Raw genomic sequence first — 13,821 nt, 5'->3', positions numbered from 1 at the left:
AAAAACCGAGCTTAACCGTTGACATGGGAAAGTCCTTTTGATAATTTATTATTAGATTTAGCACTCGCTGTATAGGAGTGCTAACAGAGGTGATCATCGATGTTAACAGATAGACAATTGCTGATACTGCAAGTCATTGTTGATGATTTCATTTCGACTGCGCAGCCGGTCGGCTCGCGGTCCATATCAAAGAAGGACTCTGTGACATTCAGCTCGGCGACTATACGGAATGAAATGGCCGACTTGGAGGAAATGGGCTTTATTGAGAAGACACACTCTTCTTCCGGTAGAGTGCCCTCAGAGAAAGGCTACCGTTTCTACGTCGATCATCTGCTGTCACCACTTCGATTATCCGGTTCAGAGATAACCACTATTCGGGGAGCATTCGCTGAACAAATGATGGAATTCGAACGGGTGGTTCAGAAATCGGCAAGCATACTTTCCGATTTGACGAACTACACTTCCATTGTACTCGGGCCGGAAATATTCGAGACGAAATTGAAGCAGCTGCAAATTGTTCCTTTATCCGAACAATCAGCTATAGCCATCCTCGTCACGGACACCGGCCATGTGGAGCACAGAGCTTTCAACGTTCCATCCGAAATCTCTGGTGCGGATCTGGAGAAGATGATGAATATCCTGAACAGTCGGCTGCAGGGTGTACCGTTAGTGAAGCTTCATGAGAAGCTTTTCACAGAGATTGATGAACTGATCCGTAAACACACTTCCCAGCATGAGGAAGCTTTCACTTATTTGAGGGCTGCCCTTATTGACGATCATCCGTCCAAACTGTATATCGGAGGGAAGACCAATATTCTCATGCAGCCTGAATTCAGGGATCTGGATAAAGTCCGCTCTCTTTATGCCACTATGGAAAAAGAGGCAGAAATGGCAGATCTCCTCCGTTCTGATCCAGAGGGCATCCATGTGAGAATCGGACAGGAAAATCCTTTTGACAGCATGCAAAACTGCAGTTTGATTACAGCAAGTTATCATTTGGGAAATGATCAAGTAGGAACGATTGCACTGCTAGGTCCTACGCGTATGGAGTATAATCGAATGTTTTCCCTTATGAACGTGTTATCCAAGCATATGACCAGGACCTTCCGCGATTGGTATTGAATCGTGTGAGAAAACTTCAGATGGGTGCATGATTCCCATCGCTTCTTTTTGTCTAATGCTTTTTTATGGATAGGAATTCATGTTATAGTCAGTAACGGCTAATGGAAAGTAGGAGGTGGAAGTCATGGAAGAGAACAAACAGGAAATCATTGATGACAAAGAATTAGAAAACGAACAAGATGCAGACCAGGAAGTTGTAGAAGAAAGCAACGACGAGCTGGAACAACTGCGACAGGAGAAAGAAGAAATTAATAATCGTCTGCTTCGTCTGCAGGCAGATTATGATAATTTCCGCCGCCGTACTCAGAAAGAGAAAGAAGCGGATCGGAAATATAGATCCCAAAGCTTGGTGGAAGAGTTGATTCCGGCATTGGATAACTTTGAACGTGCCTTGGCGGTTCAAGTAGACGGAGATTCTGCCAAAAACTTCTCTGAGGGTATGAAGATGGTGTATAACCAGTTCAAGACTGCTTTGGAGAAAGAAGGGGTGGAAGCAATCCCTGCCGAAGGAGAAGAATTCGATCCTCACTTGCACCAGGCTATCATGCAGGTGGAAGATGAAAACTACGAATCCAATGTCGTAGTAGAAGAGTTGCAAAAAGGTTATCGCTTGAAAGACAGGGTTATTCGCCCGTCTATGGTTAAAGTAAATCAATAATATTAGAAGAGTATGTTAAAGGAGGACACAAACCAATGGGTAAGATCATCGGTATTGATTTAGGTACAACAAACTCTTGTGTTGCAGTTATGGAAGGTGGAGAAGCGAAAGTTATTCCCAACCCGGAAGGAAACCGCACGACTCCATCCGCTGTAGCCTTCAAAAATGGGGAACGTCAAGTAGGGGAAGTCGCTAAGCGTCAAGCGATCACAAACCCGAATACAATCCTTTCTGTGAAACGTTACATGGGTACAGACCACAAAGTTGAAGTAGAAGGCAAAGAGTACACACCACAGGAAGTGTCTGCCATCATCCTTCAATATATCAAGAGCTATGCAGAGGACTATCTTGGAGAAACAGTGGATAAAGCTGTTATCACTGTTCCAGCATACTTCAACGATGCAGAGCGTCAGGCAACGAAGGATGCAGGGAAGATCGCAGGACTTCAGGTAGAGCGTATTATTAACGAGCCTACGGCCGCAGCACTTGCTTACGGCATTGACAAAGAGAATGAAGATCAAACAATTCTTGTATACGACCTTGGTGGCGGTACATTCGACGTCTCTATCCTTGATATCGGTGAAGGTACCTTTGAAGTAGTTTCTACTGCCGGAGATAACCGCCTTGGCGGAGATGACTTCGACCAGGTTATCATCGATCACATGGTAGCTGAATTCAAGAAAGAGAACGGCATTGATTTGTCTCAAGATAAAATGGCGAAACAACGCCTGAAAGATGCAGCAGAAAAAGCGAAAAAAGACCTTTCTGGTGTAGCTCAGACGCAGATTTCCCTTCCGTTTATTACGGCTGGCGAAGCTGGTCCACTTCACTTGGAAATGAACTTGACTCGTGCAAAATTCGAAGAGCTTGCATCTGACCTTGTAGAACGCTCTATGAAGCCGACTCGTCAAGCGATGAAAGATGCCGGTATGAGCGCAAGCGAAATCGATAAAGTTATTCTTGTCGGTGGTTCCACACGTATTCCTGCTGTACAGGAAGCCATTAAGAAAGAAATCGGTAAAGAACCGTCTAAAGGTGTTAACCCTGATGAGGTAGTTGCGCTGGGTGCATCCATCCAAGGCGGCGTATTGCAGGGAGATGTTAAAGACGTTGTTCTTCTTGACGTGACACCACTTTCCCTGGGTATTGAAACAATGGGCGGAGTAACAACGAAATTGATCGAAAGAAATACGACGATTCCGACAAGCCACTCCCAGGTGTTCTCTACTGCTGCAGATAATCAGACAGCGGTTGATATTCATGTCCTTCAAGGGGAACGTGAAATGGCTCAGGATAACAAAACACTCGGCCGTTTCCAATTGACGGATATCCCGCCTGCACCACGTGGTGTTCCGCAAATCGAAGTTAGCTTTGATATCGATGCGAACGGTATTGTAAACGTGCGTGCGAAAGATATGGGTACCAATAAAGAGCAATCCATCACGATTAAATCTTCTTCAGGCCTTTCTGATGAAGAAGTGGAAGATATGGTACGTCAAGCGGAAGAAAACGCCGAAGAAGATAAGAAGAAGCGGGAAGCTATCGAACTTCGTAACGAAGCAGACCAGCTAATCTTCACAACAGATAAGACTATCAAAGATCTTGGCGAGCAGGTAAGTGAAGAAGATAAGCAAAAAGCGGAAGCAGCGAAAGAAGAACTTCAAACGGCGCTTCAAGGAGAAGATCTTGAAGTGATCAAAGAGAAGAAAGAAGCTCTTCAAGAGCACGTACAGGCTCTTTCTGTAAAACTTTATGAGCAGGCGCAGCAGCAGGCTCAAGAAGCGCAGGGTGCTTCTGGAGATGATGATGTCGTTGATGCAGATTACGAAGAAGTCAACGAAGACGATAAAAAGTAAGAGAAGGTAGAATTCAAAAGTCAAAGTCAGGTTCTTCTTGACTTTGGCTTTTTTCTTGAAGAGGAAGGACGATGGTTTCGGCAAGAGAACCATTTGCCTGCCTCCTTCTTCAATGTTAATATAAACGTTATGTAATAGCGTCCGGGAGAGTGATCGACAAGTGAGTAAACGTGACTATTATGAGGTTCTAGGAGTTTCCAAAGACGCCTCCAAGGAAGAAATCAAGAAAGCTTATCGTAAACTGGCACGTAAGTATCACCCTGATGTCAGTCAGGAAGAAAATGCATCAGATAAGTTTAAGGAAGCGAAAGAAGCTTACGAAACGCTGAGTGATCAACAGAAACGTGCACAATACGATCAATTCGGCCATGCCGGTCCAAATCAGGGCGGCTTTGGTGGTTTCGGCGGCGGAGGAGAAGACTTCGGCGGCTTCGGTGACATCTTTGACATGTTCTTCGGTGGCGGCGGTCGTCGTCGTGACCCGAACGCTCCGCAAAAAGGTCAGGACCTTCAATACACGATGACCCTGCAATTTGAAGAAGCGATTTTTGGTAAAAGTGCAGATATTCAAATTCCGACGGAAGAAGAATGTGATACCTGCGACGGTTCCGGTGCGAAGCCCGGCACGAGTCCTGAAACCTGCCCGCATTGTCAAGGAAGCGGTCAAATTAACCAGGAGCAGAATACACCATTCGGCCGTGTCGTGAATCGCCGCGTCTGCCATCACTGCCAGGGGACTGGTAACCTTGTAAAAGAAAAATGCCAGACCTGCGGTGGCGATGGTCGTGTGAAGAAACGCAGAACCATCCACATCGACATTCCTGCCGGCATTGACGATGGTCAGCAGATCCGCGTTCAGGGCAAAGGCGAAGACGGTGTCAATGGAGGACCGGCAGGAGACTTGTTCGTCGTTATCCGTGTCCAGCAGCACGAGTTCTTCCGCAGAGACGGCGATCACATTTTCTGTGAAATTCCGCTCACGTATGCACAGGCGGCACTTGGCGATGAAATCGAAGTTCCGACTGTTCACGGCAATGTGAAGCTGAAAGTGCCTGCGGGTACACAAACGGGAAAAACCTTCCGCTTAAAGGAAAAAGGGTCTCCGAATGTTCATGGCCGTGGTCATGGCGACCAGCATGTCAAGATGAAAGTGATCACACCGAAGAACCTGACAGAGCGTCAAAAGGAACTGTTGCGTGAATTCAATGATATTAGTGGAAATGAAGCGACAGAAGAGCAGCATGGGAATTTCTTCGAGCGTATGAAGCGCGCGTTTAAAGGAGAATAACAGATGTACGTGTCTGTACGAAAAGGTCTAAAGGGTCTTCTGACAGGATTTCCCTGTCCTGTCGTACAGGCACTTTTTGTATGAGAAGAATTCAATATAATGAAAAGGGTGGGAACCTATGAAGTGGTCTGAAGTCTGTATCCATACGACCAGTGAAGCAGTTGAACCGGTATCGAATATTCTCCATGAGTCTGGAGCGAGCGGAGTCGTCATCGAAGATCCGGAAGATATGAAACGATATAAGACTAAGCTTGGAGAAATCTATGAGCTTAATCCGGATGACTATCCGAAAGATGGAGTATATGTCAAAGCTTATATGCCGATGACTAGTTTTCTTGGGGAAACCGTGGACGGCATTAAACGTTCGGTTAACAACCTAACCGAATTCGGTATCGATATCGGGAGAAATGAAGTCACGATCCAAGAGGTACATGAAGAAGATTGGGCAACATCGTGGAAGAAATATTATAAACCGGTGAAGATTTCCGAGAAAATTACCATTATCCCTACGTGGGAGGACTACACGCCGGTATCCAGTGACGAAATCATTATTGAAATGGATCCAGGAATGGCATTCGGTACGGGGACTCACCCAACGACGGTTCTCAGCATTCAGGCACTGGAACAGTACCTTGTTCCGGGAGACAACGTGATCGATGTAGGAGCAGGGTCCGGCATTTTAAGCGTAGCATCCATTCTTCTGGGAGCGGAACACGCGTATGCTTACGATTTGGACGACGTTGCTGTGTCCAGCTCAAAAAATAATGCTGCTCTAAATAAGGTCGATGATAAAGTGACGGTTCAGGTCAATGATCTTCTTCAAGGGGTGGACTGGGAAGCGGATCTGATCGTTTCCAACATCCTTGCAGAAATCATTGTTAAGTTTACTGATGACGCGTATAACGTGGTGAAACCGGGTGGCTATTTCATCACATGTGGTATTATTTCAGCCAGGAAAGAAATGGTCAGAGATCGTCTGGTGGAATCTGGTTTTGAGATCGTCGAAACAAACATGATGGAAGACTGGGTCAGCATTATTGCACGAAAACCGGAGTGATGGACGATGCAGCGATATTTCATTGATCGAGAACAGTGGCGGGATAGCCATATCACCATAGTTGGTAATGACGTACATCATATAACGCGTGTGATGAGAATGGGAACCGGTGATGAAATCATAGCCATCCATCCCGATAAGGGACCGGCTCTTTGTAAAATTACGGATATATCGGAGGACACCGTTGTATGTAAGTTTGGTGAATGGCGGAAGGAAGACAGGGAACTTCCGGTACAGGTGACGATCGTGTCCGCAATCGGCAAAGGCGACAAGCTTGAGCAAGTTGTTCAGAAAGGAACGGAGCTCGGTGCCCATGCCTTCATCCCGTTTAAAGCGGAGCGTTGTGTCGCGAAATGGGAGAATAAAAAAGTGGATAAAAAAATCAACAGGCTCGAGAAAATCGCTAAGGAAGCGGCGGAGCAGTCAGAGCGGTCTCACGTTCCTGACATTTATCCACCCGTATCATTATCAGATTTAAGAACCAGAAAAAAAGCTTTCGACCGGTGCTTTTTTGCATACGCAGACGAGGCAAGAAGAGGAAGTTCGTATGCACTGCACACACGATTGGCAGAAGCATCTCCGGGAGAGAAGGTTCTCGTGGTCTTTGGTCCCGAGGGCGGCTTTTCTGACCAGGAAGTGCAGACGCTGGATGGGGATGGATTTTTATCTATCCGCTTAGGACCCCGGATCCTTCGTATGGAGACAGCCCCTCTTTACTTCTTGTCCAGTATTTCTTTTCTATTCGAGGAACAGGAATAAGTGTGCGGTTTTTATATTTGAATCGCTTTCATGCTGTGCTACAATAAGATGTACGAACAACTAAACCGTGAAAGGACGAATCATCCATGGAACAAAACTTAGCTAAAATGATAGACCACACGCAACTGAAGCCGGATACACCAAAAGAAAAAATCACTCAGATTTGTGAAGAAGCGAAAGAGAACCATTTCGCTTCTGTTTGTGTAAACCCACACTGGGTCGAGTATTGCTATAGTCTGTTGAAGGATACAGATGTGAAGGTTTGTACCGTTATTGGTTTCCCGCTTGGAGCCACTTCGAAAGAAACGAAAGCTTTTGAAACGAAGCAGGCAATCGAGAACGGTGCTACAGAAGTGGACATGGTTATTAACATCGGAGAGCTTAAATCAGGGAACAGTGCTCTTGTACGGGAAGATATCGAAGCTGTCGTTAACGCTGCCAAAGATCAAGCTCTTGTAAAAGTTATTATTGAAACATCTCTTCTGACAGACGAAGAAAAAGTAACGGCATGCAAACTTGCCAAAGCAGCAGAGGCTGATTATGTTAAAACATCAACAGGTTTCTCCGGCGGCGGTGCAACGGTTGAAGATATCAGCCTGATGCGCAAAACCGTAGGCCCGGAAATGGGTGTCAAAGCATCCGGCGGTGTCCGCGACTATGATGGAGCAAAAGCGATGATTGAAGCGGGTGCGACCCGGATCGGTGCAAGTGCCGGGATTTCCATCATTAATGGAGGACAGGGTACCTCTGATTACTAATCAAGGATTAGCAGCTGGTTAACGTGGAAGAAAACGGTAATAAAGATCGGTTATTCCGCAAAAAAAGTTGACCATATGTGCTCCTTATAATATAATTGTCAAAGGTATGGGGGGTTCCCATACAAGAGAAACAGTTTTGTTTGCTTCGGAGGGAGGGAAATTAGCATGTCAAAAACAACTCGCGTTCGTAAAAACGAGTCTCTTGAAGATGCTCTTCGTCGCTTTAAGCGTGATGTATCAAAAAGTGGTACATTAGCGGAATATCGTAAGCGTGAATATTACGATAAGCCTAGCGTACGCCGTAAGAAAAAGTCTGAGGCGGCTAGAAAGCGTAAGTAATTGTAGAGGGTGTTGAAGAGATGACTATTACAGACCGTCTAGCCCAGGATATGAAAACGGCCATGAAGGCACGTGACAAGGAACGTTTGTCAACGATCCGCATGGTCAGAGCTTCTATGCAGAATGAAGCGATTAAACTGGGGAAAGACTCATTATCTGAAGAAGAAGAATTGACTGTTTTAACCCGTGAGGTAAAACAGAGAAATGATTCCCTCCATGAATTCAGAGAAGCTGGACGTGAAGATCTTGTAGAAGGACTCGAACGTGAACTTGAGATTTTACAAGTATATATGCCGAAACAGCTGACAGATGAAGAACTCAAGCAAATCGTTGATGAAGCGATTGCGGAAGTAGGAGCTGCTTCCAAGAGTGACATGGGTAAAGTCATGAGCGCCGTCATGCCTAAAGTTAAGGGCAAGGCCGACGGAACCAAGGTCAATAAACTCGTTCTTCAGCAATTATCTTAAACAATATAAAGGCCTCTCTTATTAAGTAAGAGAGGCCTTTTTATATTTTTGAAACCTGAAACCGCATTCGTTCGTATAGGAATGGTACGATGGGAAAACTATCTGGAGGGAGGTGATGGAGGAATGAAGAAATCGGTTCGCGTTTCGCTCTATGCGGCAATCCTTATCTTCGCCTTATACTTAGCAATCAGTCCTGGAGATATCATAACTCAAGCAGATGGTGAAGGAGAGACTGTATATATCGTTCCTGTAAGGGATACGGTGGAAAGGGGAATGGCAGCCTTTCTTGAAAGGGTAACGTCTGATGCCGAGGAAAACGGTGTCGACCACATCATTTTTGAAATTGATACTCCCGGCGGAAGGGTAGATGCGGCCGGTGACATCGGCGAGATCTTTCAGGATCTCGACATTCCCAACACAGCATTTGTCACAAGCAGAGCGTATTCAGCCGGTTCTTATATAGCATTGAATGCAGATACTATATACATGAAACCACAGGCGACGATGGGAGCTTCCGGAGTAATCAATTCTGATGGGACAGCGGCCGACAAAAAAGCACAGTCTGCCTGGATTTCAGCTATGGTGGCAGCCGCTGAAGCGAATGGAAGAGATCCACAGTACGCAAGAGCCATGGCGGATAGTAATGTAGACCTCCCCGACTATGGTGCGCCGGAAGGAGAATTCCTTACGTTGGGTCCGAAAGAAGCAGAGGAAGTCGGTTATGCAGAAGGAATCGTAGAAGATCGTAATGAACTGTTGAGTGCGCTTGGTTTATCGGATGCAGAGATAGTTGAAGAGAACCCCACGCTTTCAGAGAACGTGGCCAGATTTTTAACGGATCCTGTCGTCATTCCGATCTTGCTTTCAATCGCAAGTATAGGGCTTGTGGTGGAGCTTTATTCACCTGGTTTCGGTATACCTGGAATTATGGGAGCGTTGGCACTCGTCCTGTTCTTCTACGGACATATTGTCGCAGGACTTGCGGGATATGAGGCGATCATTCTGTTAATTCTTGGTGTAGGCCTGGTGATAGCGGAGTTGTTCCTTCCGGGAGGGATAGCCGGGGTGATTGGGGTTGTAGCTATTGTCGCCGCCCTTATGATGTCCTCCGCGGATATGGGGCACATGGCGATGAGTATCGGAATTGCTCTGATTGTTACCATTATCGTGTCCGTCATTCTTTTCAAGACGATCGGACTCGAAAAGGGATTTTTCCGCCACATTATTTTAAATGACTCCACCTCCAGTGATAAAGGATACGTGTCGTCGGTAAGCAGGCTGGAGCTTATAGGTTTGGAAGGAAGCGCCATCACCCCGCTTCGCCCATCCGGAACCGCTGATTTCGATGGAGAAAGGCTTGATGTAGTTACGGAAGGTGGTTTCATCGGAATAGGAGAAAAAGTGAAAGTTGTGAAGACAGAAGGGTCCAGAATAGTTGTCAGGGCCTTAAAAACAGACGAATAAGAGGAGGAAGTATTTTGACACTTCAGGAATTAATGCCGTTAATTATCATCGGTATCATTATTATCGTATTAGCAGTTCTGTTCACGTTTATACCCGTTATGCTGTGGATCAGTGCCTTGGCTGCGGGAGTGAAGATCAATATCTTTACACTGGTAGGTATGCGTTTGAGAAGGGTTATTCCATCCAGAGTCATTAACCCGTTGATCAAGGCCCACAAAGCGGGGGTAAACGTCGATACAAACCAGTTGGAGAGTCACTACTTGGCGGGAGGTAACGTAGACCGCGTTGTTAATGCCTTGATTGCAGCGCAGCGTGCAAATATCGAACTAAGCTTCGAGCGGTGTGCGGCCATTGATCTTGCCGGCCGTGATGTACTGGAAGCTGTGCAGATGAGTGTTAACCCTAAAGTTATTGAAACGCCGTTTATCGCCGGTGTAGCGATGGACGGGATTGAAGTGAAAGCGAAGGCGCGGATTACTGTGCGTGCCAACATTGACCGCCTCGTCGGTGGTGCAGGGGAAGATACCGTTATTGCCCGTGTAGGTGAAGGTATCGTCTCTACTATCGGTTCCAGCTCCAGTCATGGTCAAGTGCTGGAGAATCCGGATCGTATTTCGCAGAATGTTTTAGGCAAAGGGTTGGACGCGGGGACTGCATTTGAAATTCTATCGATTGATATTGCAGACATTGATATCGGGAAGAACATCGGTGCCATCCTTCAAACCGATCAGGCGGAAGCAGATAAAAACATTGCCCAGGCGAAAGCGGAAGAACGCCGCGCTATGGCAATTGCCCAGGAACAAGAAATGCGCGCCCGTGTTCAAGAAATGCAGGCGAAGGTTGTTGAAGCAGAGGCGGAAGTTCCACAAGCCCTTGCTGCGGCTCTCCGTTCAGGAAAAATGGGTGTGATGGATTATATGAACTATCAGAATATCAATGCCGACACAGATATGAGGAATACACTCGGCAAAGGATCTGACGAAGATTCCGAAGGTGAAGATAAATAATCCAATGATGGACGAAAAGGAGAATGGATATGGGAGATCTTCTTGATCTGATATTCAGTAACTTCCTCGTCGTCGCTGCAATCATCGGTGGAATCATCAGCTTTTTCAGTGGAGCAGGGAAGAAAGAGCAGCAGGCAGACAAACCAGCCCGGCCGATGCCGTCTTCCAGCCCGGCTCCTGAGAAGGTGCCGGAACAGAAGGTGGAAGCAGACAAGACGAGTGGAGAAGATCGTCTGAAGCGTTACTATGAAGAGAAACAGCAGCGCTTGAATGAAGTGCAGCAATCCAGAGAGAGAATGCGCGGGTCGGAGCGACGATCGTCCGGTCCCGGCCCCCAGGTGGAAGTAACTTCTGCGCAGTCAGCAGGAACAGGGCGCAGAGAAGTTAGTGTTGCAAATCCGAAGAGCTGGAATAAAAAGAAGCTTGCGGAAGGAATTTTGATGGCGGAGGTGCTTGGTCCTCCCCGGGCACACAAGCCCCATTCCTCTCATCCGCGAAAAAGATAACCGAAACGCACGAATTGTAGTGATACAATTCGTGCGTTTTTCGTATAAATAAAGAGAGAGGAGGGCGGGCGCATGTCAAAATGGCAGCAGCATATCCGTACATGGATCGGTCGTTACTTTGATTTACCTTCTGATGTCATGCTGGATTTGCCAAGGATCACGACGATCGGCTCGATTCATTTGTACATAGAGAATCATACAGGCCTCCTGCATTTCTCGGATCATGAGATCAGGATTCAATATAAAAAAGGGCAGGTTCGCATTTTAGGTAAGGACCTTGGTGTGAAAATGATGTTGAAGGAAGAGCTGCTACTGGAAGGAGAACTGCAGTCGGTGGAATTCTTGCCTGACTCGGCCGGGGGGGTGAAAACTTGAGGAACCAGCGTGACTTTTTTCATGGCAGGATGACGGTGGAAGTTCAGGGGTCATTGATGGAGCCGTTTCTGCAGGCGTGTGTTAAACGCGGGTGCCATATATCGGATATGAAGCGCACGGAGGAGGGGAAGGTCCTCCTTACGATCCGGTTGAAAGACTGGCAGATACTTCGTCAATTACGGAAAAAGTATCGATGTAAAATATCTATTAAAGGTGGAAACGGGCTGCCGTTTTTTATTAATCAAATGCTGGGGCGGTTGTATTTAGTCTTCGCCTTCCTTGCTGCAGTCGTCGTCATATTTCTCCTCGCTAACACCCTTTGGTCCATCAAAGTGGACGGGCTGACGCCGGAATTAGAAGCGGATGTGGAGACACATTTGAAGGATTATGGAATCAAGCCGGGTAAGTTGACCATCGGGATGAGTGATCCAATCGAGATTCAGCAGAAGCTGCTTGATGATGTACCTGATCTGCTTTGGATAGGGGTCAAGAAGCAGGGGACGAGTTATCACCTTTATGGTGTGGAGAAAACTCGCTATGATACGAAAATGGACAACCGTCCCTCAAACCTGGTTGCTGCAAAGAAAGGGATGATAGTGGAGACGTTTATTAAGAAAGGCCGTCCACTTGTTTCCGTGTACGACGTCGTTAAAAAAGGACAAGTGCTGGCGACCGGAAAACTTGTAGAAGACAAAGAAACTGTCATTCATTCGGACGGGGAAGTAATTGCAGAGACATGGTATAAAGTGGAGCAGAACCTGCCTATGAAACAGGTGCTGACGCTTACAGACGGTCAAGTGGAGTCGGAGTATCACTTCCGCCTTGGGGAGTGGGAAGTTCCCTTCTGGGGATGGTGGAAAGGGGAGGACGGAAATTTTCGAGAAGAGAACCACAGGGATGGCTGGGACTTGTTCGGTTGGGAAAGTCCGTTTGGAATGAAGACGACGGATCACTATTCTATTGACCCGAAAGCATATGCGTCCTCAAGGGATGAGTTAGAGAAACTGGGTCTTGCATCGGGAAGACGAAGCTTGCAGCAGGAGATCCCTAAAGATGCAGAAATCAAGGAGGAAAAAGTTTTGCACCTGGGTGAGGAGCATGGTAAAGTAAGATTAATCCTATTGTATAAAGTACATGAAAATATTGCAGTCACAAAGTATTTAAGCCAAGGAGATTGAGTATGCCAGAAGACTTGAAGAACATGGACATTCAATTAGATAATACGACAGAAGCATTAGCTCTGTTCGGTACAGAAGACCGCAATTTAAAACAGATTGAAGAGCAGTTGAAAGTGACGATCATCACCCGTGGGGAGAAAGTGCGTGTGTCCGGCCCGGCTGAGCATGTGAAGATGGTAGAGGACATCCTTATGAGTGTACTCGCTATTATCAGAAAGGGACTGACTGTAACAGAACGTGATATTGTCTACGCGGTGGAACTTGCTAAAAAAGGGAAAATAAATCAATTTGAAGCATTATATGAAGATGAGATCACCAAAAACGCCAAAGGTAAGTCGATCCGTGTTAAGACGCTTGGGCAGCGGAATTATATTGCTGCTATTAAGAAGAATGACCTAGTCTTCGGTATCGGGCCTGCGGGAACAGGTAAGACGTATTTGGCTGTCGTCATGGCGGTAAATGCACTGAAGAACGGAGATGTTAAACGAATTGTCCTGACAAGACCAGCGGTTGAAGCAGGCGAAAGTTTAGGTTTCCTGCCTGGAGACCTGAAGGAAAAGGTAGACCCGTATCTTCGTCCGCTATACGACTCCCTGCACGATGTGTTCGGTGCCGAGCACACGGCGAGGCTCATTGATAGAGGAACGATTGAAATTGCCCCTCTGGCCTACATGCGCGGGCGGACTCTGGATGACGCTTTCGCAATTTTGGATGAAGCACAGAACACGACACCTGAACAAATGAAAATGTTTTTGACTCGACTAGGATTCGGATCCAAGATGATCATAACGGGTGATATCACCCAGGTCGATCTTCCTAAAGGCGTGAAGTCCGGACTAAGAGTGGCGGAAGAACGCTTAGGGAAAGTGAAAGGCTCGGCATTCATCCACCTGGAGCAATCCGATGTAGTCAGACACCCGCTCGTTCAACGGATCATAGATGCGTACGAAAGGGAAGACAAATAAGGCCCTGAGAAAAGGGTCTTAT

The 13,821-nt window shown here is 46.6% G+C and carries 15 protein-coding genes; all 15 read left to right on the top strand.

All coding sequences use genetic code 11. The features are described from left to right. Positions 1 to 99 precede the first annotated feature (99 nt). Complete coding sequence (hrcA, locus tag QRD89_RS12020; protein WP_008638297.1) at positions 100 to 1,122, top strand: heat-inducible transcriptional repressor HrcA; 1,023 nt, start codon at positions 100 to 102, stop codon at positions 1,120 to 1,122. A gap of 124 nt (positions 1,123 to 1,246) precedes the next feature. Continuing rightward, the gene (gene grpE, locus QRD89_RS12015) at positions 1,247 to 1,780 is read left to right on the top strand and encodes a nucleotide exchange factor GrpE (RefSeq protein WP_008638295.1); all 534 of its coding nucleotides are present in this window, start codon (positions 1,247 to 1,249) and stop codon (positions 1,778 to 1,780) included. 35 nt (positions 1,781 to 1,815) lie between these two features. After that, positions 1,816 to 3,636 carry a molecular chaperone DnaK gene (dnaK, locus tag QRD89_RS12010; RefSeq protein WP_008638293.1) on the top strand — a complete coding sequence of 607 codons (1,821 nt, stop codon included), beginning with the start codon at positions 1,816 to 1,818 and terminating at the stop codon, positions 3,634 to 3,636. A gap of 160 nt (positions 3,637 to 3,796) precedes the next feature. After that, positions 3,797 to 4,924: a molecular chaperone DnaJ gene (gene dnaJ, locus QRD89_RS12005; RefSeq protein WP_026577197.1), complete on the top strand. Its 1,128-nt coding sequence runs from the start codon at positions 3,797 to 3,799 to the stop codon at positions 4,922 to 4,924. Between the two features lie 118 nt (positions 4,925 to 5,042). Then, positions 5,043 to 5,981 carry a 50S ribosomal protein L11 methyltransferase gene (gene prmA, locus QRD89_RS12000; RefSeq protein ID WP_008638290.1) on the top strand — a complete coding sequence of 313 codons (939 nt, stop codon included), beginning with the start codon at positions 5,043 to 5,045 and terminating at the stop codon, positions 5,979 to 5,981. A gap of 6 nt (positions 5,982 to 5,987) precedes the next feature. After that, on the top strand, positions 5,988 to 6,740 hold the full coding sequence (locus QRD89_RS11995; protein ID WP_286095324.1) for a 16S rRNA (uracil(1498)-N(3))-methyltransferase: 753 nt from the start codon (positions 5,988 to 5,990) through the stop codon (positions 6,738 to 6,740). Positions 6,741 to 6,826: 86 nt separating this feature from the next. After that, a complete protein-coding gene (deoC, locus tag QRD89_RS11990) occupies positions 6,827 to 7,498 on the top strand; it encodes a deoxyribose-phosphate aldolase (RefSeq protein ID WP_286095323.1) in 672 nt (223 codons plus the stop codon). Between the two features lie 165 nt (positions 7,499 to 7,663). After that, positions 7,664 to 7,837 carry a 30S ribosomal protein S21 gene (rpsU, locus tag QRD89_RS11985; protein WP_008638284.1) on the top strand — a complete coding sequence of 58 codons (174 nt, stop codon included), beginning with the start codon at positions 7,664 to 7,666 and terminating at the stop codon, positions 7,835 to 7,837. A 20-nt stretch (positions 7,838 to 7,857) separates the two neighbouring features. Then, a complete protein-coding gene (locus tag QRD89_RS11980; protein WP_008638282.1) occupies positions 7,858 to 8,304 on the top strand; it encodes a GatB/YqeY domain-containing protein in 447 nt (148 codons plus the stop codon). A 123-nt stretch (positions 8,305 to 8,427) separates the two neighbouring features. Beyond that, positions 8,428 to 9,768, top strand: coding sequence for an NfeD family protein (locus QRD89_RS11975; RefSeq protein ID WP_008638281.1), 1,341 nt, complete (start codon positions 8,428 to 8,430; stop codon positions 9,766 to 9,768). 14 nt (positions 9,769 to 9,782) lie between these two features. Next, entirely contained in the window at positions 9,783 to 10,775 is a 993-nt protein-coding gene (gene floA, locus QRD89_RS11970) for a flotillin-like protein FloA (RefSeq protein ID WP_008638279.1), read from the top strand. 29 nt (positions 10,776 to 10,804) lie between these two features. Next, complete coding sequence (locus tag QRD89_RS11965) at positions 10,805 to 11,281, top strand: YqfB family membrane protein (protein WP_008638277.1); 477 nt, start codon at positions 10,805 to 10,807, stop codon at positions 11,279 to 11,281. 72 nt (positions 11,282 to 11,353) lie between these two features. Then, a complete protein-coding gene (yqfC, locus tag QRD89_RS11960; protein ID WP_008638275.1) occupies positions 11,354 to 11,656 on the top strand; it encodes a sporulation protein YqfC in 303 nt (100 codons plus the stop codon). Then, the gene (gene yqfD, locus QRD89_RS11955) at positions 11,653 to 12,834 is read left to right on the top strand and encodes a sporulation protein YqfD (RefSeq protein ID WP_286095321.1); all 1,182 of its coding nucleotides are present in this window, start codon (positions 11,653 to 11,655) and stop codon (positions 12,832 to 12,834) included. Before yqfC ends, yqfD begins: the two co-directional genes overlap by 4 nt. Before the next feature lie 2 nt (positions 12,835 to 12,836). Then, positions 12,837 to 13,799 carry a PhoH family protein gene (locus QRD89_RS11950; RefSeq protein ID WP_008638272.1) on the top strand — a complete coding sequence of 321 codons (963 nt, stop codon included), beginning with the start codon at positions 12,837 to 12,839 and terminating at the stop codon, positions 13,797 to 13,799. Positions 13,800 to 13,821 lie beyond the last annotated feature (22 nt).

This window comes from Halobacillus sp. ACCC02827 (assembly GCF_030291935.1).
GTDB lineage: Bacteria > Bacillota > Bacilli > Bacillales > Halobacillaceae > Halobacillus.
Note: the sequence above shows the minus strand (reverse complement) of the source record. Positions and strands in the feature narration are given on the sequence as shown.

Excerpts from the sequence above, each read along its gene's own strand:
- deoC (WP_286095323.1), top strand. The coding sequence starts at position 6,827 with ATGGAACAAAACTTAGCTAAAATGATAGACCACACGCAACTGAAGCCG.
- QRD89_RS11950 (WP_008638272.1), top strand. The coding sequence starts at position 12,837 with ATGCCAGAAGACTTGAAGAACATGGACATTCAATTAGATAATACGACA.
- QRD89_RS11995 (WP_286095324.1), top strand. The coding sequence starts at position 5,988 with ATGCAGCGATATTTCATTGATCGAGAACAGTGGCGGGATAGCCATATC.
- QRD89_RS11980 (WP_008638282.1), top strand. The coding sequence starts at position 7,858 with ATGACTATTACAGACCGTCTAGCCCAGGATATGAAAACGGCCATGAAG.
- QRD89_RS11965 (WP_008638277.1), top strand. The coding sequence starts at position 10,805 with ATGGGAGATCTTCTTGATCTGATATTCAGTAACTTCCTCGTCGTCGCT.
- hrcA (WP_008638297.1), top strand. The coding sequence starts at position 100 with ATGTTAACAGATAGACAATTGCTGATACTGCAAGTCATTGTTGATGAT.
- QRD89_RS11975 (WP_008638281.1), top strand. The coding sequence starts at position 8,428 with ATGAAGAAATCGGTTCGCGTTTCGCTCTATGCGGCAATCCTTATCTTC.
- prmA (WP_008638290.1), top strand. The coding sequence starts at position 5,043 with ATGAAGTGGTCTGAAGTCTGTATCCATACGACCAGTGAAGCAGTTGAA.
- rpsU (WP_008638284.1), top strand. The coding sequence starts at position 7,664 with ATGTCAAAAACAACTCGCGTTCGTAAAAACGAGTCTCTTGAAGATGCT.
- dnaK (WP_008638293.1), top strand. The coding sequence starts at position 1,816 with ATGGGTAAGATCATCGGTATTGATTTAGGTACAACAAACTCTTGTGTT.
- yqfC (WP_008638275.1), top strand. The coding sequence starts at position 11,354 with ATGTCAAAATGGCAGCAGCATATCCGTACATGGATCGGTCGTTACTTT.
- grpE (WP_008638295.1), top strand. The coding sequence starts at position 1,247 with ATGGAAGAGAACAAACAGGAAATCATTGATGACAAAGAATTAGAAAAC.